Source organism: Ensifer sp. EB106-03-01-XG145 (assembly GCF_058792075.1).
Genome location: NZ_JBYTEC010000006.1, coordinates 131859 through 157652, shown reverse-complemented (window position 1 = coordinate 157652; position 25794 = coordinate 131859). Strand labels below are relative to the sequence as shown.

22 protein-coding genes are annotated in these 25794 nt (G+C 62.7%); 12 read left to right on the top strand and 10 right to left on the bottom strand.

What is annotated here, in order from left to right:
* The first annotated feature begins 30 nt into the window (after positions 1-30).
* Positions 31-1230: an MFS transporter gene (locus AC3WWH_RS16895; protein WP_197417262.1), complete on the top strand. Its 1200-nt coding sequence runs from the start codon at positions 31-33 to the stop codon at positions 1228-1230.
* Between the two features lie 163 nt (positions 1231-1393).
* Positions 1394-2662 (top strand): peptide antibiotic transporter SbmA, encoded by a 1269-nt coding sequence (sbmA, locus tag AC3WWH_RS16890; RefSeq protein WP_058321173.1) that lies wholly within the window; start codon positions 1394-1396, stop codon positions 2660-2662.
* 21 nt (positions 2663-2683) lie between these two features.
* Here the strand turns inward: sbmA and AC3WWH_RS16885 are convergent, their stop codons facing one another.
* Entirely contained in the window at positions 2684-3691 is a 1008-nt protein-coding gene (locus AC3WWH_RS16885) for a polysaccharide deacetylase family protein (RefSeq protein ID WP_082640699.1), read from the bottom strand.
* A gap of 221 nt (positions 3692-3912) precedes the next feature.
* Here AC3WWH_RS16885 and AC3WWH_RS16880 point away from each other — a divergent pair, with 221 nt between their 5' ends.
* The 3 genes from AC3WWH_RS16880 (at position 3913) to der (ending at position 7213) form a co-directional block, all read left to right on the top strand.
* Positions 3913-4500 (top strand): NnrU family protein, encoded by a 588-nt coding sequence (locus AC3WWH_RS16880; protein WP_058321172.1) that lies wholly within the window; start codon positions 3913-3915, stop codon positions 4498-4500.
* Between the two features lie 280 nt (positions 4501-4780).
* Complete coding sequence (locus tag AC3WWH_RS16875) at positions 4781-5449, top strand: tetratricopeptide repeat protein (protein ID WP_057253003.1); 669 nt, start codon at positions 4781-4783, stop codon at positions 5447-5449.
* A gap of 330 nt (positions 5450-5779) precedes the next feature.
* Entirely contained in the window at positions 5780-7213 is a 1434-nt protein-coding gene (der, locus tag AC3WWH_RS16870; RefSeq protein WP_057253007.1) for a ribosome biogenesis GTPase Der, read from the top strand.
* A 288-nt stretch (positions 7214-7501) separates the two neighbouring features.
* Here the strand turns inward: der and AC3WWH_RS16865 are convergent, their stop codons facing one another.
* A complete protein-coding gene (locus AC3WWH_RS16865; protein ID WP_058321171.1) occupies positions 7502-8419 on the bottom strand; it encodes a sugar kinase in 918 nt (305 codons plus the stop codon).
* Between the two features lie 197 nt (positions 8420-8616).
* Here AC3WWH_RS16865 and bglA point away from each other — a divergent pair, with 197 nt between their 5' ends.
* A complete protein-coding gene (gene bglA, locus AC3WWH_RS16860; protein ID WP_058321170.1) occupies positions 8617-10251 on the top strand; it encodes a beta-galactosidase BglA in 1635 nt (544 codons plus the stop codon).
* Positions 10251-10715, top strand: coding sequence for an aminoglycoside 6'-N-acetyltransferase (gene aac(6'), locus AC3WWH_RS16855; RefSeq protein ID WP_058321169.1), 465 nt, complete (start codon positions 10251-10253; stop codon positions 10713-10715). The genes bglA and aac(6') overlap by 1 nt, the downstream gene beginning before the upstream one ends.
* 24 nt (positions 10716-10739) lie before the next feature.
* Here aac(6') and ade read toward each other — a convergent pair whose 3' ends face one another.
* A complete protein-coding gene (gene ade / locus AC3WWH_RS16850; protein WP_057253014.1) occupies positions 10740-12437 on the bottom strand; it encodes an adenine deaminase in 1698 nt (565 codons plus the stop codon).
* Positions 12438-12557: 120 nt separating this feature from the next.
* Complete coding sequence (gene aptA / locus AC3WWH_RS16845) at positions 12558-13883, bottom strand: omega-aminotransferase AptA (RefSeq protein ID WP_058321168.1); 1326 nt, start codon at positions 13881-13883, stop codon at positions 12558-12560.
* A 275-nt stretch (positions 13884-14158) separates the two neighbouring features.
* On the opposite strand from aptA, the gene AC3WWH_RS16840 reads away from it, so the two are divergent.
* Positions 14159-16411 (top strand): glycoside hydrolase family 9 protein, encoded by a 2253-nt coding sequence (locus tag AC3WWH_RS16840; protein ID WP_113399045.1) that lies wholly within the window; start codon positions 14159-14161, stop codon positions 16409-16411.
* Positions 16412-16573: 162 nt separating this feature from the next.
* Positions 16574-17662 carry a Gfo/Idh/MocA family protein gene (locus AC3WWH_RS16835; RefSeq protein ID WP_058321199.1) on the top strand — a complete coding sequence of 363 codons (1089 nt, stop codon included), beginning with the start codon at positions 16574-16576 and terminating at the stop codon, positions 17660-17662.
* Between the two features lie 21 nt (positions 17663-17683).
* Here AC3WWH_RS16835 and AC3WWH_RS16830 read toward each other — a convergent pair whose 3' ends face one another.
* The 6 genes from AC3WWH_RS16830 to AC3WWH_RS16805 all read right to left on the bottom strand — a co-directional run bounded on the left by AC3WWH_RS16830 (position 17684) and on the right by AC3WWH_RS16805 (position 23233).
* A complete protein-coding gene (locus AC3WWH_RS16830; protein WP_058321166.1) occupies positions 17684-18715 on the bottom strand; it encodes a Gfo/Idh/MocA family protein in 1032 nt (343 codons plus the stop codon).
* A 185-nt stretch (positions 18716-18900) separates the two neighbouring features.
* Positions 18901-19245: an ArsR/SmtB family transcription factor gene (locus AC3WWH_RS16825; RefSeq protein WP_058321165.1), complete on the bottom strand. Its 345-nt coding sequence runs from the start codon at positions 19243-19245 to the stop codon at positions 18901-18903.
* 119 nt (positions 19246-19364) lie between these two features.
* Positions 19365-20108 carry a HugZ family pyridoxamine 5'-phosphate oxidase gene (locus AC3WWH_RS16820; protein ID WP_058321164.1) on the bottom strand — a complete coding sequence of 248 codons (744 nt, stop codon included), beginning with the start codon at positions 20106-20108 and terminating at the stop codon, positions 19365-19367.
* Between the two features lie 194 nt (positions 20109-20302).
* Complete coding sequence (choV, locus tag AC3WWH_RS16815) at positions 20303-21352, bottom strand: choline ABC transporter ATP-binding protein (RefSeq protein ID WP_057253027.1); 1050 nt, start codon at positions 21350-21352, stop codon at positions 20303-20305.
* On the bottom strand, positions 21349-22194 hold the full coding sequence (choW, locus tag AC3WWH_RS16810; RefSeq protein WP_057253029.1) for a choline ABC transporter permease subunit: 846 nt from the start codon (positions 22192-22194) through the stop codon (positions 21349-21351). Before choW ends, choV begins: the two co-directional genes overlap by 4 nt.
* A gap of 82 nt (positions 22195-22276) precedes the next feature.
* Positions 22277-23233 carry a choline ABC transporter substrate-binding protein gene (locus AC3WWH_RS16805; RefSeq protein ID WP_057253031.1) on the bottom strand — a complete coding sequence of 319 codons (957 nt, stop codon included), beginning with the start codon at positions 23231-23233 and terminating at the stop codon, positions 22277-22279.
* Positions 23234-23480: 247 nt separating this feature from the next.
* Between AC3WWH_RS16805 and AC3WWH_RS16800 the strand changes: the two genes are divergently transcribed.
* From AC3WWH_RS16800 to AC3WWH_RS16790, 3 genes are all read left to right on the top strand, one after another.
* Positions 23481-24068: a thymidine kinase gene (locus tag AC3WWH_RS16800; protein WP_058321163.1), complete on the top strand. Its 588-nt coding sequence runs from the start codon at positions 23481-23483 to the stop codon at positions 24066-24068.
* A gap of 77 nt (positions 24069-24145) precedes the next feature.
* Positions 24146-24532: a c-type cytochrome gene (locus tag AC3WWH_RS16795; RefSeq protein ID WP_058321198.1), complete on the top strand. Its 387-nt coding sequence runs from the start codon at positions 24146-24148 to the stop codon at positions 24530-24532.
* A gap of 166 nt (positions 24533-24698) precedes the next feature.
* Positions 24699-25787: a coiled-coil domain-containing protein gene (locus AC3WWH_RS16790; RefSeq protein ID WP_058321162.1), complete on the top strand. Its 1089-nt coding sequence runs from the start codon at positions 24699-24701 to the stop codon at positions 25785-25787.
* Positions 25788-25794 lie beyond the last annotated feature (7 nt).

Here is a 25794-nt window from a genome sequence, read left to right as displayed (position 1 = left end):
GCGCGTCGTGTTGCGGTGCAATAAAAGGGCATGACCACGCTCGACAGACCGCTTCAGGCCAATATCTCCGCCACGGCAACCGCCGGCGCCATTGCCATGGCCGTCGCCATGGGCTTCGGTCGTTTCTCCTATACGCCGATCCTGCCGGCGATGATGACGGATCTTGGTCTCTCGCCTGGCGATGCCGGCCTCATCGCCTCGGCCAATTTCGTCGGGTATCTCGCCGGTGCCATTCTCGCCGCCTATGGCTGGGCGCACGGGCACGAGCGCCGGATCGGTCTTCTATCGCTCATCGCCACGACGGTGCTGCTTGCGGCCATGGGGCTCTCGTCCTCTGTCGCCGCGCTGGCGCTCATCCGGTTCCTGGCCGGCCTTGCCAGCGCCTTTGCGATGATCTTCATCTCCGGCATCGTGCTTGGCCATGGCCTGCTTGCACGATCGGAGCATGTGCCGGCCGTCCATTTCGGCGGCGTCGGCCTCGGCATCGCATTTTCGTCGCTCTGCGTCTGGGCAAACCCGCTTGCGGGTCATGCCGGCCTGACGACCTCCATGGGCGACTGGTTCACCGGGGCTCTGGTTGGATTGATCGGGACCATTGTCGTCGCCGCACTTCTTCCCGGCGTTCCTTCGTCCGGTGCGGGCACGGTGCGCGAGAAGCCGCTACGCTGGACGCGACCGTTTACGGTGGTGACGTTCACCTACGCACTCTTCGGTTTCGGTTACGTGATCACGGCCACCTTCCTCGTCGCCATGGCGCGTGACCCGAGTGGCGGCCACGGCATCGAGTTTCTCGCCTGGTTGCTGACAGGTCTTGCCGCCGCACTGTCCGTCTATCTCTGGCGCTTTGCCGCGCCGCGCTTCGGCCTTGCCGGCGTCTACGCAATCGGCCTTCTGGTCGAGGCGGTCGGCTTGGTTCTGACGGTCAGCCTGCCCTTGCCCTATGCGCCGGTTGCCGGCGGCCTGATGCTCGGTGCCACCTTCATGATGATCACGGCTTACGGGCTGCAGATCGGCCGGCAGCTCGCGCCGGAAAGCCCGCGCAAGGCGCTTGCGCTGATGACCGCCGCCTTCGGAATCGGTCAGATTATCGGTCCCCTGGTCGCCGGTTGGCTGGCGGAACGCACCGGCAGCTTTTCCGCTCCAACCTTGATTGCGGCAGCCGTGCTCTTCCTCTGCGGCGGCGTCATCCTTGCCGAACTAAAGCGGATTTCTGCGGCGCTAAGCGGCTGACGGGTGCCATGCGCTGTGGCGGAAAAAGGTCTTGTTCGCCGTGGTTTGCCCGGATGAAATAACAGTAACGTTTATATTATCCGATTGTTGACGACGGCGCTTTGCCCTAGTTTCGGCGCTTCGAGCGGTGACACATCGCCTTACCGAAACGTGAGTAGACCCTTTGTTCCATTCCTTCTTTCCGAAGCCGAAGCTGTTCTTCACCTCCGGTGCCCTCTGGTCGATTATCTGCATTCTCGTCTGGTACACGGTCGGCCCGCAAATCGGCGCCGCGGTTGGCCTGCCGCCACTGGCCCCGGGCGAAAAGCCACCGATCGGCCTTGCGTACTTCTTCACCCCGGACAATCTCTGGTTCTATCTCTACTTCACCATCTTCGTGGCGATATTCGGCGGTGCCTGGAAGATCATCGCCAAGGATCACCCCTGGGCGAACTGGTCGATCTGGGGCTCGGCCTTTATCATCTTCATCGCTTACTTCGCTGTGCAGGCGTCAGTGGCGCTCAACAATTGGCGTGGTCCGTTCTTCGATCTCTTGCAGGATGCGCTTGCCGGAAAGCCCGGCATTACCACCACTCAGTTCTACACGCTGCAACTGCGCTTCCTTGAAATCGGTTTCGTCGGCGTCACGTTGAACGTCGTCACCGCGTTCTTCACCAACCACTATGTGTTCCGTTGGCGCACCGCCATGAACGATTTCTACATGTCGAAGTGGGACAAGCTGCGCCACATCGAGGGGGCGTCGCAGCGTGTGCAGGAAGACACGATGCGCTTCGCCAATATTCTCGAAGGGCTCGGCGTTACCTTGATCAATTCGGTGATGACGCTGGTGGTGTTCCTGCCTTTGCTGTTCAACATGTCGCAGCACGTCTCCGACCTTCCGATCATCGGCGCAGTCCCGCACGCGCTCTTCTGGCTGGCGATCGTGTGGTCGGTGTTCGGCACGGCGCTGCTGGCGCTCGCCGGTATCAAGCTGCCGGGGCTGAACTTCAAGAACCAGCGCGTTGAGGCGGCCTACCGCAAGGAACTGGTCTACGGCGAGGACAATGAGGATCGCGCGCAACCGGTCACGGTGAGGGAGCTTTTCGGCAACGTTCGCCGAAACTACTTCCGCATGTACTGGCACTATCTATATTTCAACATCGCGCGCTATTCCTATGGCCAGCTCGATGCGATTTTCCTGAACTTCATCCTGATCCCGACATTCGTCGCCGGGAAGATCACGATGGGTATCTGGCAGCAGATCGCCACGGCCTTCGGCGAAGTCAGCAACTCGTTCCAATATCTGGTGAATTACTGGTCGACGATCATCGAGCTGCTGTCGATCCACAAGCGCCTGAGAGCCTTTGAGGCGGCAATCTCCGACGAACCGCTGCCGGAAATTGACCAGCGCTATCTGGAGCGCGGCGCTGCAGAAGATGCGCAGCCGGCCTAAGGCCGGCGCTCTCTACGACAATCAGAAGGCGGAGCGACCCGCCTTCTTTTTTGCCTGCTCGATGACAGGCAACGCCTGGGCATAGCTGACACAGGCGACGTCGGGTTTTCCGCAGACTTCCGAGAGCAGTCGATCGAGCGCACGCCAATAGGCGCCGCCGTTCATCTCGACGAAGTGGAAGCCGAGCTGCAGGGGAATGCGGTCGCCGCCATATTCGCGGTCGAAGGCTTTCCGGTAGGCCTCGTAGGTGCGCGCCTCGAAGCGGGCGCTGTCCTTCTTGTTCTCGACACCCATCGAGTGGCGGACGAAAAGATTGTAGTCCATGCCGATGACAGGGCGCTGCGACGGTCCCTCGGAGATCAGCGGCAGGCCGAAGCGCGGCAGCCCGTCCTTCGTTGCCGGCCAGCCCGGACCCTTGGTCACCAGGCTTGCGTCATAGGTGAAGTTGTCCGCCTTCAGCGCCGGCAGCAGGCCGTCGCTTAGCGATAGATAGGGGGCACGGAAGCCTTTGACGCCGGTCTTGGCGAACTCCGCCCAGCCGGCCGGTTCCGCCTCAGGCTTGCCGGCTTTCTTCCAGGCGTCGCTGAGCGCCGCATTGAAAGTCGAGAATTCGCTCTGCCAGTCGGCCTTGCTCCAGCCCTTGCCGTCGAAATGACCGCAGGCGTGGCTGGCGATGTCGTGACCATCAAGATGGGCCTGCCAGATATGGCCGGCGCGTGCTGCAATCTCCTCGCGGCTCTGGGCGAAGCCGACATTGGAGCGGCCGGGCTTCTGGCCCGGCGGCCTGTAGATCTCCTTGCCGTCGGCCCTGGTCATCAGGAAGGTGCAGGACAGGAAATAGGTGAAATGCGCGCCGGTGCGCTTGGCCATCGCCAAGCTCTTTTCCCAAAGCGCGTTGTCATGGGCACCGTCGAAGGAGACGATGACCAGCTGCCGGTCAGCGGCGGGGACGGTGGCCGGCGTCGCCGGTTCGGCCCGCGCAAGCGCCGGAACCAGGGCAAGGGAAAAGGCGAGAAATGTTCGGATCATGATCAACTGCAGCGATGAATTTTTGTCGCAGATGGTTCGAAATTGCGGCAATCCTTTGATCGGGCTGGAAAAAAGACGCCATCAAGGCTACTCCATAGCAACCTGGACTGGAATCGGTCCAAGGGCGAATGGCATAGAAAATCAAAGAGCTACAGCGACTCAAGCGCGCCAGATCCGGCACGCGACGCTATCTCCGATATCTCGAACAAAGCGGTGGCCCCATGGCGATACTCGTTCTCGGCATCATCATCTTTCTCGGCATGCATCTCATCCGCGTGGTTGCGCCCGGCTTTCGCGCCGGCATCATCGAGAGTCGCGGTAAGGGCACCTGGATGGGGATCTATGCGATCCTCAGCCTCATCGGCCTCTGTCTGATCATCTATGGTTTCGGCCAGGCGCGCGGCGAAACGGGCATGCTCTACAATCCGCCGGTGTTCCTGCGCCACATAGCGCTGCTCCTGATGCTCTTCGCCTTCGTCTTCCTTGCTGCAGGCTTCCTGCCGGCGGGCCGCATTGCGGTGGCGGTCAAGCATCCGCAGATTCTGTCGATCAAGACCTGGGCTTTGGCGCACCTGCTGGCGAACGGCGAGACGTCCTCGGTCCTGCTTTTCGGATCGTTTCTCGCCTGGGCGGTGATCCTGCGCATCTCGCTGAAGCGTCGCGAGCGGGCAGGGGAGCGCGTGCTGCCGGTGTTCAAGTCATCGACGAACGACGTGCTGGCCATCGTCATCGGTCTCGTCGCCTACGGGCTCTTCGTCTGGAAGCTTCACGAGTGGTTGATCGGGGTTGCCCCGGTGGTGATGGGCTAAGGCAATTCCAGCAAAAGTGCGCAGCGGTTTTGCGTCCCGACTTGCGTGTAACAAAAAATTTAGAGCGACGGAGGTGACTTCGTGTCGACCCTGGGCGCTCTAAATAACGTCGGCCCCCTTACAAGCGCCGCAAAATCGGGTAGAAGGCGCAAAATCCATGAGAGCGCGATGCGTGCGCTAGAACGCGTCGTGCATGCTCGAACAGTTTGAGATTGTGCGCTGTTCCCGTCGATGACGGTCGGAATGGCGTACCAGTGGGCAGGCAAGGCCGGGGCAGTAGATGGCGAACCAAGACGACAGCTTTATCCGCGAGGTCAATGAGGAACTGCGTTCCGACCAGATGAAGAGCATCTGGGCTCGTTTCGGCGGTCTCATCGCGGCGATCGCCGTGCTTATCGTTCTCGGCACTATCGGCAAGGTCGGGTTCGAGTACTGGCAGGAGGGGGCCTCCTCGAAGTCGGGCGACGCCTTCCTGCAGGCGCTCAATCTGGCGAAGGAAAACAAGACGGACGAGGCGCTCGCTGCCTTGAACGCGCTTGAGAAAGACGGCTACGGCGCCTATCCGGTGCTGGCTCGTCTGCGCGCGGCGACGCTTCAGGCCCAGAAGGGCGACACCGATGCGGCGGTGAAGGCATTCTCCGCCATCGGCAAGGACGGCAGCGTTCCGGCTGCCATTCAGGAAGCGGCGCGACTGCGTGCTGCCTATCTGCTCGTCGATACCGGCAGCTACGATCAGGTTTCGGCTGAAGTCGAGCAGCTTGCGACGCCGCAGAACAACATGCGCCACTCGGCGCGCGAAGCGCTTGGTCTCTCGGCCTACAAGGCCGGCGACTACGCCAAGGCGAAGACCTGGTTCCAGCAGATCGTCGACGACACGCAGAGCCCGCGCAACATCACCGGTCGCGCCCAGATGCTGCTCGACGTGATCACGGCCAGCGGCAAGGCCTAAGGTTTCCACCCATTCCACGTGGATGGGCACAGGGTGCACGACCCTTTCGAATCAGCGCATGATCCCAAAATCGATCTCGATCTTGGGGTTGTGCGCTAAAGCATTTAAAGCAGTTCCAGCAAAAGTGCGTAGCGGTTTTGCGTCCGGGACTGCGAAAGACAGACAGGCAGTTCCAGCAAAAGTGCGCAGCGGTATTGCGTTCGGGGACAGCGTGAACAAGAGCAGTTCCCCAGAGGAACGCTCGCGAGCCGCCTGAATGCGGCAGAGAACGAAATTACGAGCGCGGCCCGCCCATCGGCTGCGGCGCTCCAAGCGGAAACGGATAGATCCATGAGCTTCACCGTCGCCATCGTCGGGCGTCCCAATGTCGGCAAGTCCACCTTGTTCAATCGCCTGGTCGGCAAGAAGCTGGCGCTCGTCGACGATACGCCGGGCGTCACCCGCGACCGTCGTCCGGGCGAGGCAAAGCTGATCGACCTGCGCTTCCGCATCATCGACACGGCCGGTCTCGAGCAATCGGGGCCCGACACGCTGCAGGGTCGCATGTGGGCGCAGACGGAAGCCGCGATCGACGAGGCGGATCTTTCGCTGTTCCTGGTCGACGCCAAGGGCGGCCTGACGCCGGCCGACGAAACCTTGGCCGAAATGCTGCGCCGGCGCGGCAAGCCGGTGGTGCTGGTGGCCAATAAGTCCGAGGCGCGCGGCTCCGATGGCGGCTTCTACGATGCGTTTACGCTCGGCCTTGGCGAACCTTGCCCGATCTCGGCCGAACACGGCCAGGGCATGCTGGACCTGCGCGACGCGATCGTCGCTGCGATCGGCGAAGAGCGGGCCTATCCGCCGGAAGACGACGTGGCCGAGACCGATATCGATCTGCGCCCGACGTTCAAAGACGAAGAGGGCGAAGAGGAAGAGGCGGAGACAGCCTATGACGAGACCAAGCCATTGCGCGTGGCGATCGTCGGCCGCCCGAACGCCGGCAAGTCGACGCTGATCAACCGCTTCCTCGGCGAAGACCGACTTTTGACCGGGCCGGAAGCTGGCATTACACGCGATTCCATCTCGGTCGAATGGGACTGGCGCGGCCGTACCATCAAGATGTTCGACACCGCCGGCATGCGCCGCAAGGCGAAGGTGCAGGAGAAGCTGGAGAAGCTCTCGGTCGCCGACGCGCTGCGCGCGATCCGTTTTGCCGAAACGGTTGTCATCGTCTTCGACGCGACCATTCCCTTCGAGAAGCAGGACCTGCAGATCGTCGATCTCGTCTTGCGTGAGGGCCGCGCGGCGGTGCTCGCCTTCAACAAGTGGGATCTGGTCGAGGACTGGCAGGCGGTGCTCGCCGACCTTCGCGAAAAGACCGAGCGGCTCCTGCCGCAGGCGCGCGGCATCCGCGCCGTGCCGATTTCCGGCCACACCGGTTACGGTCTCGACCGACTGATGCAGGCCATCATCGAAACGGACAAGACCTGGAACCGCCGCATCTCCACCGCGCGGCTCAACCGTTGGCTGGAATCGCAGACGGTTCAGCATCCGCCACCGGCCGTGTCCGGTCGCCGCCTGAAGCTCAAATACATGACGCAGGTCAAGGCACGTCCGCCGGGCTTCATGATTTCCTGCACGCGTCCCGACGCGCTGCCGGAATCCTACGTGCGCTACCTGATCAACGGCCTGCGCAACGATTTCGATCTGCCGGGCGTGCCGATTCGCATGCATTTCCGCGCGGGCGATAATCCTTACGAGTCCAAGGCGAAGAAGCGCCGATAGGCGCTTCCCAGACTGCTACAAACCTTGAAGATGGTTTTCTGGCGATAGCGCGACCCCAAGCTCCCCTCGCCCCCGTGGCGGGGATCCAGCGACCCGACGTCCGTCGGGTCAGAGACCCTTCAGCCCAAGGACTTGAGCGTAAGGACTTGGGCCGGCTAGATACCTGTGACAAGCACAGGAATGACGGAGATTTTGGCTGGCGCAAAGGTTTTTCCGGCAAGCTTACAACAATCAGAAATATCTTAATCAGCAGCCTGAGAAGCGCCGTTAGGCCCTTCCTTCTGCCACCTACGCCACGGGCAGCTTCTCCCGGGCGACGAGTGCCCCATGATGACCGATGACGCCGGCGGCGACGCTTGCCGCAAAGGCGGCGGCTTCAGCCGGCGTGTCGCCTGCAACAAGGCGGGCGACGAAGGCGCCATTGAAGCTGTCGCCGGCGCTGGTGGTGTCGACGACGCGTTCGACCGGTGTTGCCGGTACGTGCTCAATCGGCGCATCGCCAAAGGCAAGCGTCACGCCCTTCTCGCCATCTTTGACGACGACATTGGTGGCGCCGAGACCCTTGTAACGCGCAATCGTCGCTTCGATCGAGGCGTCGCCGAAATGCGTGACCTCGTCGTCGAAGCTCGGCATGACGAGGGTTGCGGCGCGGGCGCCATCGGTCAGCGTCCGGCGCATGCGCTCGGCGTCGTCCCAGAGGCGTGGGCGGATGTTCGGGTCGAAGACCACTTGGCTGCCGGCTGCTTTCGCACGGCGCAGTTCCGACAGCAGCGTTTCGACCGCGTCGGGTGCAAGGATCGCCAGCGTGATGCCGGAATAGAGGATCAGGTCGGAGCCCTCGATCGCGCTTCTCAGATGATCGGCATCGTCGGCGAGCAGCTTGGCTGCCGAGTGCGAACGCCAGTAGGAGAAGCTGCGCTCGCCGTCCTTCAGATGGATCATGTAGAGCCCGGCCGAGCGGCTCTCGATCCGGCGCACGGCTGACGTGTCGATCGCTTTTTCCGCCATGAAGGCCAGCAGCTCGTCGGATACCGTGTCTGTGCCGACCGCGGAACAATAGCCGACGGTCCAGTCATCAGGCATGAACAGCCGCGCATAATAGGCGGCGTTGAAGGTGTCGCCGGCATAACCTTTACGCAGCAGCCCGCCTTCCGCCTGCATGAGCTCGACCATGCACTCCCCGATCGCAAGCATCTTCCCGGCCAACGACTTTCCTCCTCACAAGATTTCGCCTGAGACGGGATAAGGGGCTCAGCCGATCTCGGCAAGAGATTGTTTCTGGTGAAGGGCTCGCGGCGGACCGAGAGGAAGGAACGGCGTTTACTCCCGCGCCGGGCGGCGATACACCTTGGCTCCTCATCATCCCGCTCTGGCGTGGAGCATCGGTCTTCAAGGGGCATTTCATGACGTCTCGGCAGGCATCGAATGACGATTGGTGGCGCGGCGCGGTGATCTACCAGGTCTACCCGCGCTCCTTCCAGGACACCGACGGAGACGGCATCGGCGATCTCAAGGGCGTTACCCGGCGGCTGTCGCATATCGCCTCGCTTGGCGTCGACGCGATCTGGCTGTCGCCGTTCTTCACCTCGCCGCAGGCCGACATGGGCTATGACGTATCGGACTATTGCGACGTCGACCCGATGTTCGGCACGCTCGCCGATTTCGACGATATGCTTGGTGAGGCCCACCGTCTCGGCCTCAAGGTGATCATCGACCAGGTGATCTCGCACACGTCGGATCGCCATCCCTGGTTCGCTGAGAGCCGGTCGAGCCGGACGAGCGGGAAGGCCGACTGGTATGTCTGGGCCGATCCGAAGCCGGATGGCACTGCGCCCAACAACTGGCTGTCGATCTTCGGCGGCCCCGCCTGGGAGTGGGACGGGGTGCGCAAGCAGTACTACATGCACAATTTCCTCGGCTCGCAGCCGGACCTCAACTTCCACAATCCGGCGGTACAGGACGCGGTGCTCGATGCCGCCCGCTTCTGGCTCGATCGCGGCGTCGACGGGTTCCGCCTCGACACGGTGAACTTCTATTTTCACGACCGGTATCTGCGCGACAACCCGCCGCTCGTTCCCGATCCGGACGCCACCAGCAACGACGCTCCCGACGTCAACCCCTATGGCATGCAGGACCATCTCTACGACAAGAGCCAGCCGGAAAACATCGCTTTCCTGAGGCGGTTCCGGGCGCTGCTCGACCGCTACGAGGGCCGCATGACGGTCGGCGAGGTGGGCGACGGCGCCCGCTCGTTGAAGACCGTGGCTGCCTATACCGGCGGCGGCGACAAGCTCAACATGTGCTACACCTTCGACCTGCTCGGTCCGGACTTCACCGCGGCCCATATCCGCCGCTGCGTCGAGAATTTCCAGAAGGCCGTCACCGACGGCTGGGTCTGCTGGGCTTTCTCCAACCACGACGTGACGCGCCACGTCAGCCGCTTCGCTCGGAACGAAGCAGAGCGGGAGAGGGTGGCGCGGCTCGCCATCATGCTGCTTTCGAGCCTACGCGGGTCGATCTGTCTCTATCAGGGCGAGGAGCTGGGACTTCCGGAGGCGGAACTCGCTTTCGAGGACCTGCGCGACCCCTATGGCATCCGCTTCTGGCCCTCCTACAAGGGCCGCGATGGCTGCCGGACGCCGATGGTCTGGGAAGAGGCGGCGGCCAATGCCGGCTTTACCGGCGGCAAGCCCTGGCTGCCGGTTCCGGCTGAACACCGCCGCCTGGCCGTGGATGCCATGACCGAAGGCGCGGATACGGTGCTTGGCCACTACCGCGCGACGCTCGCCTTCCGCAAATCGCTACCGGTTCTGCACGATGGCGCGATGCATTTCCTCGATAGCAACAGCGATCTCTTGGCCTTCGTTCGCGAAAAAGATGGCGAGCGCTTGCTCTTCGTCTTCAATCTCACCCGCGAACCGCAGGCGTTTCTGGCCCCCGCTGTCGTCGAGCCCCTGGATTTGCCCGGATATCCGGCGCGCCTCGAAGCGGGTAGCATCCAGGTTGACGGATTATCGGCCTTCTGCGGGAAGCTTTGATGCGCGTATTGTTGATGGATGGCGAAACCATCGGCCGCTGGGTCGAGATGCGTCTGGCGCTATGGCCGGATACGCCGGAAGCGGAGCACCGCGCGGAGGTCGAGTCCTCTCTTGCCGAGCCTGATCGCTATGCGTCGTTCCTGTGCGAGGACGAGGCTGGTGTTGCCGCTGGTTTTGCCGAGGCGTCGATCCGCCGGGACTATGTCAACGGCTGCGAAACCTCGCCCGTGGCCTTTCTCGAAGGGATTTATGTGTTGCCGCGTTACCGCCGCCGTGGTGTGGCGCGTGCGCTGATCACGGCGGTGGAACGCTGGGCAACCTCGCAAGGATGCCAGGAACTCGCCTCCGACACGGTGACCGACAATCTCAGGAGCCAGAGCCTGCACATGGCGCTTGGTTTCGAGGAGACGGAGCGCGTCGTCTATTTCCGCAAGGAACTGTCGCCGGCCGTGGCAGACAACTGAGGCTCCCGGGGTGAGGGATGGAACTCACCCGATCAGCATGAACTTGTCGACATCGACCAGTCCGCGGTCGGAGATTTTCAGGTGCGGGATGACCGGCAGCGGCAGGAAGGCAAGCTGCAGGAACGGCTCCTCCAGCGTCGCGCCAAGGGCGAAAGCGGCGTGGCGCAGGTGGTGCAGCGTGTCGCGGACGGACTCGTAAGGTTCGAGGCTCATCAGACCCGCGACCGGAAGCGCGATCTCTCCGGTCACCTTGCCGTCCTCGACCACCACGAAGCCGCCCTTGATCTCGCCGAGCCGGTTGGCGGCGATCGCCATGTCCTCGTCATTGACGCCGACGACGCAGATGTTGTGGCTGTCATGACCGACGGTCGAGGCGATCGCGCCCTTCTTCAGCCCAAAACCCTGGACGAAACCGTTGGCGTGGTTGCCGTTGACGCCGTGGCGCTCGATCACCGCGACCTTGATGATATCGCGGCCGAGGTCGAGGCCGGTCTGGTTGCCGACGGCCGGCAGGCGGTAGCGGCGGTGTTCGGTGATGATCTTACCGGGGAGCACGCCGATGACCGACGTATCGCCATCCGAGACGGGGATGCCGAAGGCACTGGCATGGACATGGCCGGCTTTGACGCTGTCGAGGCCGACGGGCTCAACCGGGTTTCGGGTCGCAAACAGCGCATCGGTGACGCGGCGGCCGCCGGAAAACACCGTCTCGGCCTTGCAGTTTTCCAATGTGTCGATCACCACGAGATCGGCGCGCCAGCCGGGCGCGACGAGCCCGCGGTCGCGCAGCCCAAAAGCACGGGCGGCCGAGATCGAGGCGGTGCGGTAGATCGCCAATGGCTCGACGCCGGCGGCGATCGCGGTGCGGATCATGTGGTCGAGATGGCCCTGTTCGGCAATGTCGAGCGGATTGCGGTCATCGGTGCAGAGCGCCAGATGCGGCGACAGGCGCTCGGTGATGATGGGCATCAGCGCGTGCAGATCCTTGGAGACCGAGCCTTCGCGCACCAGGATGTGCATGCCCTTGCGGATCTTCTCCATCGCCTCCTCAGCCGAGGTGCATTCATGGTCGGTGCGGATGCCGGCGGCGAGGTAGCCGTTCAGGTCCTTGCCGGACAGCAGCGGCGCGTGGCCGTCGATATGCGCGCCCTGAAAGGCGTCGAGCTTGGCGAGGCAGACCGGGTCCTTGTGCACGACGCCGGGGAAATTCATGAACTCGGCGAGGCCGATGACTTTTGGATGGTGGCGGAAAGGCAGAAGCCTTTCGATTGGCAGATCGGCGCCCGACGTCTCCAGATGTGTCGCCGGCACGCAGGACGAGAGCTGGACGCGGATGTCCATGATCGTTTCGAGCGCCGAATCGAGGAAGAACTGGATGCCTTCGGTACCGAGCACGTTTGCGATCTCGTGCGGGTCGCAGACGACGGTCGTGATGCCGAGCGGCAGGACGCAGCGGTCGAATTCATGCGGTGTCACGAGCGAAGATTCGATGTGCAAATGCGTGTCGATGAAGCCGGGCACGACGATGCGGCCGGAAATGTCGATTTCCTCGCGTCCGTCGTAGTTGCCGAAGGTGCCGACGATGCGGTCACCTGATATCGCGATGTCGGAGGCGACGAGTTCGCCGGTCACGAGGTCGAAGAAGCGCCCACCCTTCAACACGATGTCTGCCGGTTCGCGCCCGACGCCCTGATCGATGTAACGTTCCAGCGCTTCGGACATGAGGCAACTCCAGTTTTCTTTGGCGCCCGGTGCGATCGCGCCCAGGTTCGATGTGGCAGATAAGAGTAACCCTTCCCCCGTCGCCGGGGAAAGGATCAAGATCGTTGGCGGTCAGCCTGCTCAGATGTTGCTGTTGAGAACGGCGCGCAGCTTGCCGAAGAGTTCGTCGATCTGCGCCTTGGTGATGATCAGCGGCGGCGACAGGGCGATGATGTCGCCGGTGGTGCGGATCAAGAGGCCGCTCTCATAGGCCTTGAGGAAAGCCGAGAAGGCGCGCTTGGTTGGTTCGCCGGCGATCGGCTGCAGTTCGATCGCGCCGATCAGGCCGAGATTGCGGATGTCGATGACATTCGGGCAGTCCTTCAGCGAGTGCAGGCCCTCTTCCCAGTAAGGGGCGAGTTCGGCGGCGCGGGTGAGCAGGCCTTCTTCCTTGTAGGTGTCGAGCGTGCCAAGCGCGGCGGCGCAGGCGATCGGGTTGCCGGAATAGGTGTAGCCGTGGAAGAACTCGATCATGTGCTCCGGGCCATTCATGAAGGCATCATGGATCTCGGAGGTGACGAAGACGGCGCCCATCGGGATGACGCCGTTGGTCAGGCCCTTCGCCGTGGTGATGATGTCGGGCTCGACGTCGAAGTACTGCGCGGCAAACGGCGTGCCGAGGCGGCCGAAACCGGTGATGACTTCATCGAAGATCAACAGGATGCCGTGCTTGGTGCAGATCTCGCGCAGTTTCTGCAGGTAGCCCTTCGGCGGGATCAGTACGCCGGTGGAGCCGGCCACCGGTTCGACAATCACTGCGGCGATGGTCGAGGCGTCATGTAGCGTGACGATGCGTTCGAGCTCGGTCGCGAGATCGCCGCCATGTTCCGGTTCGCCGCGGGTAAAGGCGTTCTGCGCCGGCAGGTGCGTGTGCGGCATGTGGTCGACGCCGGTCAGAAGCGTGCCGAACATCTTGCGGTTGGAGACGATGCCGCCGACCGAGATGCCGCCGAAGTTGACGCCGTGATAGCCGCGCTCGCGGCCGATCAGGCGGAAGCGCGAGCCGTCGCCCTTGGCGCGGTGGTAGGCGAGCGCGACCTTCAGCGCCGTATCGACCGATTCCGAACCGGAGTTGGTATAGAGAACATGGTTCATGCCTTCGGGCGCGATATCCACCAGGCGATTTGCGAGCTCGAAGGCCTTGGGGTGGCCGAGCTGGAAGGCCGGCGCATAGTCGAGCTCGCCCGCCTGCTCGCGGATCGCCTCGGTGATCTTCGGGCGACAATGGCCCGCGTTGACGCACCACAGACCTGCCGTTCCGTCCAGAACCGTCCGACCGTCATGGGTCGTGTAGTGCATGTCCTTGGCGCCGACGAACAGGCGCGGTTCCTTCTTGAACTGCCGGTTCGCGGTGAACGGCATCCAGAAGGCGCGCAGATCGTTCGGGGTGTTGAGACGGTTCGACATTGCAGTTCTCCTCGGTCTGTTCTTCGTCAGGCGGCGTCCGCCGCCTGAATTTTTTACCCTTTGGTCAAACTATCAGCGCCCCGGGACGCGTCAAGCCTCGGAAGCCCCGCACAGAGAGCCTTTGGGGTGGCGAATTTTTGTCTTCTGACTGGAAATTTTCTCTAGCTTAACTTGTTTGCGGCAACGCTGCGTTGCCATGCCTTGCCGGGCCCATGGCCGCCCGTGAATGGGTATGCGCCCCCCGCGGCCCGGCCTGACCAATCGGGAGCTGGGACGTGTCGAGGTTCGGGATAGTACACGCGGCAATTGCGGCGCTCTTCCTGCCAGCTCCGGCAGTCGCTGCCGGACTGATCGCCGACGGTCGCTTTGAAAAGGGGCAGGACACGTTCTGGGCGAGCGACGGGTTGACCCTCCAGCGGGAGGGTGGGCTGCTCTGCGTGGAGGTCCAGGGCGGTGGAGAAGTCTGGAGCCAGATCGTCGGCGTCAATGGATTGACGCTGGTGCCCGGGCGCATCTATCGCCTGTCGCTGAGGATTGCCGCCAAGCCGGCGCGGGCGATCGCTGTCAGGGTGCAGCGGGCCGCAGATCCCTGGACCGCCGTTGCCGAGTTTACGACGGTGGGGTCGCCGGGCGGCAGTCCGTTCTCCGTGGAGTTTGAGGCAACCGAACCGGATGAGGCGCAACTGGTGCTGCCGCTCGGGGGTGCGGAGGCCGGTCGCATCTGTCTTGATGATGTATCGCTGGTCGCGACCGGCGCCGTGTCACAGGCGGCGAAGCGCGCGACCGAGGGGCCTGCCATTCGCGTCAACCAGCTCGGTTACTTCACCGGCGGTCCGAAGCGCGCGACCTTCATTGCCGATGTGAAGCGCCCCATCGATTTCCAGCTGCTCGACGCCAAGGACAAGGTCGTCGGCAAGGGCAAGACGCAACCAAGCGGTTTCGATCCGATGGCGGGCGTCGAAACGCAGGTCGCGGATTTCTCATCCTTCGCAACGGCTGGCGATGGCTATCGTCTCGTGTCCGGCGATTGGGCGAGTGACCGCTTCTCGATCGGCGACAATCTCTATGACCGTCTGCGCGTCGATGCGCTTTCCTGGTTCTATCCCCAGCGTAGCGGCATCGAGATCAAGGCAGCGATCGCCGGCAAGGCCTACGCCCGGTCCGCAGGCCATGTCGGCGTGGCGCCGAACCAGGGCGATACGGCAGTCCCATGCCTCGACAGCAAGCAGGCCGTGGCGCTTTACGGTGGCTGGTCCTGTTCCTATCGACTGGACGTTTCCGGCGGCTGGTACGACGCAGGCGACCACGGCAAATACGCGGTGACCGGCGCCCTGTCCGCCGCGCAACTGCTTGCCGCCTACGAACGCGGGCGTGTCTACGCCGCGGCTTCGCCGGTGACGCGCGACGGTCTCTCTCGCATTCCCGAAAACGGCAACGGCATGCCCGACATTCTCGACGAGGCGCGGTGGGAGCTCGAGTTCCTGTTGCGCATGATGGTTCCGGATGGCGAGCCGCTCGCCGGCATGGTGCACCACAAGGTCCACGACACCACCTGGACCGCGCCGCCGATGCTGCCGAGCGACGATCCGCAGCCGCGGGCGCTTTACCGTCCGTCGACTGCCGCAACGCTCGATGTCGCAGCCGTCGCGGCTCAAGGCGCCCGGCTTTTCGCCGATCAGAATCCGACGTTCTCGGCACGTCTGCTCGCGGCTGCGCGCAAGGCCTGGATGGCCGCCAATGCCAATCCCGCACTCCTTGCGCCGAAGTCGGACGGACTTGGCGGTGGTGGCGACTACGACGACGACAGCATTTCGGACGAACTCTTCTGGGCGGCGACCGAGCTCTATCTGACGACCGGTGACGAGGCCTATCTCGACGTGCTGCGGGCGTCGCCGCTTTGGGCGGCGGATACGCTGTCTCCCGGCGGCGCCTTCGATTGGCGCAACGTCGCCGGCTTCGCGCGACTGCAACTGGCCCTTTATAGTACGGGCTTGCCGGACGACGAGCGTGAACTGATCCGAAACGCGGTGCTTGCGGCAGCGCGGCATTTTCTGTCGGTGCAGCAAACAGAGCCCTTCGGGCTCGTCTACCGACCCGAGGGCAGACGCTACGACTGGGGATCGAACCAGCTGATGCTGCAGAACATCATCGTGTTGTCGGCCGCTTTCGATCTCTCCGGCGAGAAGAGCTTTCTCGATGGTGCGCGCGAGGGCATGGATTACATTCTCGGCCGCAATGCCATGGCACTGTCCTACGTCACAGGCTATGGCACCCGCGCGCCCAAGAACCAGCACAGTCGCTGGTATGCGCACCAGCGGGACCCGCAACTGCCGAACCCGCCGGTTGGCTCTCTCGCCGGCGGTCCGAATTCCACCTTCGTCGATGACGTCGCACGGCAACACCTGAAGGGATGTGCGCCGCAGACGTGTTATGCCGACGACATCGAAGCCTATGGATCCAATGAAATCGCCATCAACTGGAATGCGCCGCTCGCCTATGTTGCCTCGTTCCTTGCCGATGCGCGCTAGAGTATTTCACTATTTCATTGAAATAGTGAAATACTCTAACTGTTTGAAATTACGCAATTCCGGACGGAAAACCGTTTCACACTTTTCCTGGAATTGCGCTAGGAGACTGAAAGCGTGACCGGAATAGCCTTTGTCGGAACCGGCTTCGTCGCCGACTATTACATGACGACGCTTGCCAATCATCCGCAGCTCCGGCTTGTCGGCGTCTGGGATCGCGACGCGGTGCGTCTCGACGCCTTTGCGCGCTACTGGAAGGTTTCGCCCTATGCCTCGCTGGATGCGGTGCTCGCCGATCCTACCGTCTCGATCGTCGTCAATCTGACGACGCCGGAAAGCCATTACGCGGTCAACCGCGCCGCTCTCACCGCCGGCAAGCACGTCTATTGCGAGAAGCCGCTGGCGATGACCGTGGAGGAGGCGAGCGAACTGGTCGCGCTTGCCCGCGAGCGTGCTCTGGTGCTTGCCGGCGCGCCGGCCAATGGCCTTAGCGATGCGCAGGCGCTCTGTGCGAGCCTGCTTGCGGCTGGGACCATCGGCACGCCACGTCTGGTCTATGCCGAGATGGAGGATGGGCCGGTCTTCAAGGCGAACTGGCGCGCTTGGCGCAGCCGCTCGGGCGCCCGCTGGCCGGGCGTGCACGAGTTCGAGGTTGGCTGCACGCTCGAGCACGCGGGCTACGCCGCAAGCTGGCTCGTCTCGCTCTTCGGGCCGGTCGCCGAGGTCAGCGCCATTTCGGCCCTGACCTTTCCGGACAAAGGCCCGGGAACCGAGACGCTGACGCTCGGCCCTGATTTCTCGGTGGGTTGCCTGAAGTTCCGCTCGGGCGTGACGGCGCGCGTCACCTGCGGCCTGGCGGCACCGCGCGACCGGTCGCTGACTGTTATCGGCGACAAGGGCACGATCGTGGTGCGGGATCTCTGGGACAATCGCTCGCCCGTTCATGTCGAAGCGGTCGGCGCCAAGCGCTCGTTGATGCATCGCGGTCTCGACTGGCTGGAATGGAAGATGGGGCGCAAGCTGCCCATGCGGCTCTACCCCGGTATGAGGGTGCGCTACCCCAAGACATCGTCAGCGCCGGCGCTTCCGGCCTTTCCGTCGCAGATCGATTTCGTGCGGGGGATTGCCGTTCAGGCCGATGCGATCAACCGCGGCGAAACACCATTCTTCTCCGGCGCGACGGCGCGGCATCTGACCGAGGTCGTGCTCGCGCTCAACAGTGGCTGGCGGGACTATCGTCCGTTCGATCTTTAGGGACTCTTCGGGATGGACCTCTCAGGTAGGTCCATTGGCGCGGATCGTCTCGATAATTTCCAGAGCTTCGATACTGCGTGAAAGCGGCATCAGCGCATGCTCGCGCCGGCCGTCCAGGATGGCCGCGCTGGCGGCCTCGATCTCGAATTGCAGGCCGTTGCCGGGAAACGCATGGTCGAAGCGTTTGAGACCGGGCAGGGGGATCCGCCGCGCAGCCCTGAAAAACGCTTCCCCCGTCGATGTCAGCAGGTTGCGTGCCGGGGCGCTGGTGGCGACGAACAGGCGGCTTGCCTTCAGGAACGGCGCGTCGATGACGAGCGTACCGCGATCGCCGTCGATGACGAAGCGATTGTGGCCGTTTCGATCGAAACCGCACCTCAAGTCAGCATCAAAGCCGTCATAGGCCAGCCTGGCGTCTGCCGAGACATCGACGCCGGTGGGCGCGCTTCTCCAAGTGCCGCCAATGGACTTCGGCTGGCCGAAGAGGTTCAGGCAAAGTGCGATCGGATAGATGCCGAGATCGAGCAGGGAACCGCCGCCCAGGGCCGGATCGAAGAAGCGGCTGTTCGCGTCGAACGGTTTCTCATAGGCAAGTTCCGCCCGGACATGGCGGATGGTTCCGAGCCTCTCTGCACGCAGGCGTGCGCGAACCTCGGCGATTGCCGGCAGGAAGCAGGTCCACAGCGCTTCCATCGCGAAGGTGCCGCTGATGGCGGCTGCGTCTTCAAGGGCGCGCGCGTCGGCGACCGATGTCGTCAGCGGCTTCTCGACCAGCACCGCCTTGCCGGCCGCGAGGAAGAGGGCGGCATGGTCGCGATGGAGCGCATTGGGCGAGGCGATGTAGACCGCGTCGATGTCGGGGGCGGCGGCGAGCGCGCCGATATCGTGAGAGCTGCGGATTCCGCCGAAGCGTGTGGCGAAAGCCGCGGCGTTCGAAGCGCTGCGGGATGAGACCGCGACAAGCGTCGCATTACCCGCGAAGCGGAAATCCGATGCAAAACTGTTTGCGATTGTGCCGGTTCCGGCAATACCCCAACGGACCTTGTCACGCATTCCCTTGTGTCCGTTGCTCCGGCCGACCCTGCTGCGGCGCATGGTGCCGCCGAAGTCTCAAGGCCCGGTAAACGGCCGAGGCGCGGCTGACGCCTTTGCTTGTTGCCGATGCCCCGGAAAAGAATAAGCCCCGCGCGATTTCTCGTGTGGGGCTGTTCGAACGGGTCCGCAGAGCGAACCGAATATCAGGCCGACTTGCGGACCGGAGTCTTTTCTGCGGTGACGATCTGTTCGTCGCCGTAGATTTGGTTGAGCGTGCCTAGAATCCGCATGACTGCGTCGGATGAGCTCGAATAATAGATCGTCTGCGCATCGCGGCGGGTGCTGACGAGATTCTGGGCACGGAGCTTCGAAAGATGCTGGGAGAGAGCCGACTGGCTCAGCCCAACCTTGTTGGCCAATGCGCCGACTGCCATCTCTTCCTTGACGAGGGAATCGAGGATGAGAAGGCGCTTAGGGTTTGCCATGGCCGAGAGGAAACCGGCTGCTACCTCGGCTTCATCGTGTTTTTCAGGCGAAAGTGGCTGCATTGCGTGCTCCATGCGAAAAGTACATCACACGTAGTTATGGTTGACGAAGCACGATAATTAGTCGTGATGCATAAAAGGGCAACCACCCACTGCAAGAAATGGGGGTAGCTATCCCGCGATTAACCGTAAAGTTCACGCAAAATTGCCCGTAAATTGGAACTGTCTTCGATAGGTGCCGGGAATTCAAGGCGTTTCAGCCGATCGCCATCTGCAAGATCGAGGCCGGCGGCGTCGATCCCGACGATCTTCCAATTGCCTTCCGGCGCATTGCAAAGCTTGACCGCATAGTGCTGCACGGCGTCCGAATGATCCGCGTTCATGTGCTCGATTGCGCTGGCTTCCGTGGCGGCGAGCGAAGCGATGGCGGGCGTGTCGATCAGCAGATCTTCCGCGGTCAAGACATAGGCGCGACCGAAACCGCCGTTGAGGCTGGCGCGCAAGGGCTTCAGCCGGAAGAAGCCGAAATCGGGGAAATCGACGTAGAGTTTCGACTTGGGGTGACGGCGAACGAATCGCTCGCGGATGCGCACATGGGTTTCACTGTCGCGAGCGACCTGTTCGGCGGTGCATTGCACCGTGAGGCGGGGATGGGCGAGCGGATCGCCCTTGCCGGGCTCGCCGGTCAGCAACGAGGCCCTGATATCGGCGAGCAGCGCCTGGGTGTGGGTGGACAGCTTCGAGATCAGGATGACGGGTACGCCGTCGACATCCATGCCGACAAGAACGCGGCTGACGAAGGGAAAGCCGCCGCTCTCGGGTTCGATCGCCGCGAGCGAAGCGCTGCGCGCGCCGCGCAGAAGCGTGCGGGCGAGGGTGCGGGCCTCGTCATCGGTGTCGCGCAATACGCTCGGCTTGTCGCTCATGTCTTTGAACCTTTCCTGCCATGCTATCATCGCCTACAGCGCCGCGCGTCTTATCAGACGCGCAAAGGTCGCTGTAGCACTTTGAATGACCGCATGTTTTTATCCTGAAATCGGCTAGGATTTAAGGAAACATGCAATGACGAAAAAGCCCGGAGCGGTGCTCCGGGCTTTTATTGGCTTGCTGAGCGGCTTCGTCAACTTTTGTTGCGGTGGCGCGTCAATCCTTGAACGATATCCTGGGCATCGATGGTGCCCACGACGGAGCCGTTGTCGACAACCCCGATGCTGCCCGGCTGGCGGGACATGGCGTCGAGAATATCGACGAGCGGTGTCGTCGGCTTGGCGGTGGCGGTCACGCCGGCAACGGTCGCGCCGCGCTGGACGCCGGTCTGCATCACGTCCTTCGCCATCAGCATGGTGATCGGGTTCATGTGCTGAACGAAATCCGCGACATACTGGTTGGCCGGATTCTTGACGATATCCTGCGGCGTGCCGCACTGGATGATGCGTCCGCCTTCCATGATGGCGATGCGGTTGCCGATGCGGAACGCCTCGTCGAGGTCGTGGCTGACGAAGATGATGGTCTTCTTCAGCCGCCGCTGGAACTCGAGCAGTTCGTCCTGCAGTCGGGTGCGGATCAGCGGGTCGAGGGCCGAGAACGGCTCGTCCATCAACAGGATCGGTGCGCCGGTGGCAAAGGCGCGGGCGAGGCCGACGCGCTGCTGCATGCCGCCCGAAAGCTCATTGACCTTGCGCCCCGCCCATTTCGTCAGGTTGACGAGGTCGAGCTGTTCGCCGACACGCGCCTTGCGCTCGGCGTCCGGCATGCCGGCAAGCTCGAGGCCGAAGCCGACATTGTCGGCAACTGTGCGCCAGGGTAGCAGAGCAAACTGCTGGAACACCATCGAGACCGTGTGCATGCGAAAGTCGCGCAGCGATTTCGCATTGGTCCGGTAGGGATTGAGCGGCCCGTTCGAGGTCTTCACCTCGACGTCGCCGCGCACCACCGGCGCAAGGCCGTTGACGGCGCGAAGCAGCGTCGACTTGCCGGAGCCCGAAAGCCCCATCAGCACCAGGATCTCGCCCTCGGTGATTTCGAGCGAGGCGCCTGCGACGCCGAGCACGAGGCCGGTTTCGGCACCGATCTCGTCGCGGGTCTTGCCCTGGTCGACCATCTGCAGCGCGATCTGCGGGTTGTTGCCGAAGATGATATCGACGTTCTTGAATACGACGGCGGTGGTCATGCGCCTTCTCCTTCGTCGGACGAGCGGAAAAGGCGGTCGAGGATGATCGCCAGGATGACGATGCAGAGGCCGGCTTCGAAGCCCTTGGCGACATTCACCGAGTTCAGGGCTCGCAAGACCGGAACGCCAAGGCCGTTGGCGCCGACGAGGGCGGCGATAACCACCATCGACAGCGACAGCATGATCGTCTGGGTGAGGCCGGCCATGATCTGAGGCATGGCGAAGGGCAGTTCCACCTTGCGCAGCACCTGGCCGGGCGTTGCGCCGAAGGCCTGGGCGGCCTCGACCAGCGACGGCGGCGTCGAGATGATGCCGAGGCGGGTCAGGCGGATCGGCGCAGGGATCGCGAAGATCACGGTGGCGATAAGGCCGGGAACCATGCCGAGACCGAAGAGGATCAGCGCAGGGATCAGGTAAACGAAGGTCGGGATCGTCTGCATCAGGTCGAGGATCGGCCGCATGATGGCATAGATCCAGGCGCGACGGGCAGCGGCAATGCCGAGCGGAACGCCGACGGCCATGCTGACGAAGCTGGCGGCGAGCACCAGAGCCAACGTTTCCGTCGTTTCCTTCCAGTAGCCCTGGTTGATGATCAGCAGCAGGCCAAGGCCGGTGAACAGCGTTACGCCGATCGAGCGACGGAACCACCAGGCAGCCGCCGTGATTACGGCAACGACGATCAGCGGGTGCGGGGTCTGGAGAATCCAGAGCAGCACGGCGACAACGCCGGAGAGGAAGCGAGCGAGCTGGTCGAAGAACAGCTCGAAATTCGTCGTCAGCCAGTCGACGAATGCCTTGGCCCAGCCGCCAATGGGGATGCGGTTATCGGTCAGATATTCCACGAAGGTAAATCCGTCTCGTCAGGTCAAAAGGAGCGCATGACGCGGTGAAAAAAGGCGGGGTTTTTCCCCGCCTCGATGCCGATCAGAGGCCAAGAGCGGCCTTGACCGCGGCCAGGCCATCGCCGCCGTCCTTGGCGGTCACACCGGCAAGCCACGGATCGACGACCGTCGGATTGGCCTTCAGCCATTCCTCGGCAGCCTTGTCCGGCTCCTGCCCGTCGTTCAGGATCTTGCCCATGATCTCGTTTTCCATCTGGAGCGAGAACTTGAGGTTGGTGAGCAGCTTGCCGACGTTCGGGCACTCGGTGGTGTAGCCGGCGCGCACGTTGGTGAAGACTTCCGCGCCGCCAAAGTTGGCGCCGAAGATGTCGTCGCCGCCCGAAAGATAGGTCAGCTTGAAGTTGGCGTTCATCGGATGCGGTTCCCATCCGAGGAAGACGATCGGCGAGCCATCCTTTTCGGCGCGGGACACCTGCGCCAGCATGCCCTGTTCGGAGGATTCGACCACCTCGAAGCCCTTGAGGCCGAAGGTGTCCTTGTCGACCATGTCGATGATCAGGCGGTTACCGTCATTGCCGGGCTCGATGCCGTAGATCTTGCCTTCAAGCGCGTCCTTCTTGGTGGCGATATCCTTGAAATCCTTGATGCCGAGCTCAGCGCCCTTGGCGTTGGTCGCCAGCGTGTACTTGGCGCCGACCAGGTTCGGCCCGAAGGATTCGACCGACTTGTCGTCGAGATAGGGGCGAACGTCGTTTTCCTGGGTCGGCATCCAGTTGCCGAGGAAGACGTCGATGTCCTTGTTCTTGAGCGAGGTGTAGGTGACCGGAACCGAGAGAACCTTGATGTCGGTCTGGTAGCCGAGGCCCTTGAGGACGGTGGAAACGGTCGCGGTGGTTGCAGTGATGTCCGTCCAACCGACGTCGGAGAAACGGACGGTACCACAGCTTTCCGGCTCGGCAGCTGCAGCCTGTCCAGCGGCGAGGGCGACGACCGAAACGGCGCCCGCCAGCATCAGTTTGAGAGAGAGTCGTTTTTTCATCGTTGTCGTTCCCCTGCCTCTATTATTGTTTTAGCCAAACACCATTGGATAGCGAATTCAAGCGCTTTGATGTCGAAGGAAGTGTATTGCGTCAATATGCTGAGGGGGTGCACGATGCGACGCTGAATGTCGCATTGTCCACGAAATGGTCTAGTCCGGCGAAAAACTGTGGGTGCCGCAAACACGCTCTGGCCTTCCGGGACAAGGCTCGTCATTACCCGGGAGACGGAAACCGGACGCGGTGAAGATGGCCAAACTCTATTTCAGCTATGCGACGATGAACGCGGGCAAGAGCACGATGCTGTTGCAGGCCTCCTACAACTACCAGGAGCGCGGCATGCGTGTGGTGATGCTGATCGCTGCGCATGACGACCGGGCAGGGGTAGGCCGCATCTCCTCGCGCATCGGTCTTGCCTCCGACGCCATTCCGTTCCATGGCGATGACGACATCTATACGCTGATCGAAACGCTTCATTCCGATGGTGCCGGCGAGATCGCCTGCGTCTTCGTCGACGAGGCGCAGTTCCTCAACGAGGCGCAGGTCTGGCAACTCGCGCGCGTCGCCGACCGGATCGGCATTCCGGTCATGGCCTATGGCCTACGTACGGATTTTCAGGGCAAGTTGTTTCCGGGCTCGATGGCGCTGCTGGCGCTCGCCGACGAGTTGCGCGAGGTGCGCACCATCTGCCATTGCGGCCGCAAGGCGACGATGGTCGTGCGTCTCGATGGTACGGGCAAGGTGGTGCGCGAGGGTGCCCAGGTCGATGTCGGCGGCAACGAGAAATACGTCTCCTATTGCCGGCGCCATTGGGACGACCTGATGCGTTGCGAGTGAGTGCGACCGACTGGCCGCTTGCGGCCGCCTTGGTCGCGGTGCCATTCTCGTCGGGTCCTGTCAGCAAGAGGTTTTCGATGCGGCGCCTGCTTACCAGTCTTTTCCTCTGTCTTGGTGTCGCAGCTCCGGCTGCCCACGCCGGCGGCGACGCGACGGCGGGTGCCGCGGTGTTCCGCAAGTGCGCGGCCTGTCACACCGCCAGCGAGCCGGTCAATCGCGTCGGCCCGAGCCTGATGGGCGTCGTCGGCCGGCCGGTGGCGTCGGTTGCCGACTACAACTATTCCGAGGCGATGAAGACCTTCGGCGCCGAGGGGCACGTTTGGGACGAGGCGACGCTGAGCGAATATCTCTTGAGCCCCAAGGCGATGGTCGGCGGCACCAAGATGACTTTTCCCGGTCTCAAGAAACCTCAGGACATTGCCGACGTGATCGCCTATCTCAAGGCGCCGCCGGCCGCCAAATAGGCAATGCCTTCGATATCTCAAGCACTTCGCTGCAACGCTTGATCGAAAAAAGCCGCTGCGGCAGGCTTGTTCTCTTTCCATAAACACCCTTTATATAACTGCAATCGAAGGCTGAATAATTCGGCTGGGCTGGCGGATCGCGCCACGGTGGATCGAGGGGCAGGACATGGCGACTCTTCAGAATTTTGACGCGGAGATCGAGAAGACGAAAGGCGTCGTCGAACAGATGCGCGGCAAGCTCGAGCAATCCGGTGTGGTGCTGGAGCAATTCGCCAAGGCCGAGACCAAGCTCGGCGACGTCAACTTCGACATCGAGAACGCCCGCATCCAGGACGTGATCAACCAGCAGAAAGTGATGGAAGCCAACATTGCCGACCTGATCATCGGCCTCGAGGATGCGACCAATGTCTTCGGCTCCGAATTCGAGAGCATGAAGAACTATACCGGCTATGAGAAGTTCATCGGCATCTTCTCCAAGCAGAAGATGCAGCGCATGCGCACCGACCGCGTGCGCAACATGTCGCTTGCCGGCAACCTGCAGGAGCTGCTGTCGAAGTCCGACATGATCGTCGGCATCCTCAAGGAGCAGAAGTCGGTCCTCGACCAGCGCTACAAGACCTCGGAGCAGAGCCTGATCCAGGTGATCGAGCGCCGCAAGGGTACGATGGCGAACCTCGAAGAGGTGCAGAAGCGCATCGAGGAACTGAACCCCCTGCTGCTCGACATCGAAAACCGCATTGCCGCCTCCACGGAGCAGAAGGTCCGCACCGAGCTCGAAGGCGAACGCTCGGCGCTTGCCACCGAATACAACGAGAAGCGGGCCAAGGAACAGGAGCTGCTCGCCGAGAGCCAGACGCTCGAACGCTACACCGCGATGTTCCAGACCTTCGTCGATTCGCTCAACAACCAGATCGCCGCGCAGAACACGCTGATCAACAAGCTGACGATCGATACCGAACAGCGCATCGTGCTCTACAAGGCGCTGGAAGACTCCTTGAAGACGGCTGCCCAGCAGGATGTCGCCCACAAGATCAACACGCTCGGCAGCCAGGTCGACACCGCCGCCGAGGAAACGATGGCCGGCATCGGTGCCGCTGCGCAGCGCCATATCGGCGATCTCCTCGAAATGCATGAAAAGAACATGCTTTCGACGCAGGATATCCAGCGCCGCAAGAAGCTGGCGGACGACGCCTTTGCCCGTCGCTTCCAGGCTGTCATGGACAAGCACAACACTGCCAACTACGTGAAGCAGTGATCGGCAG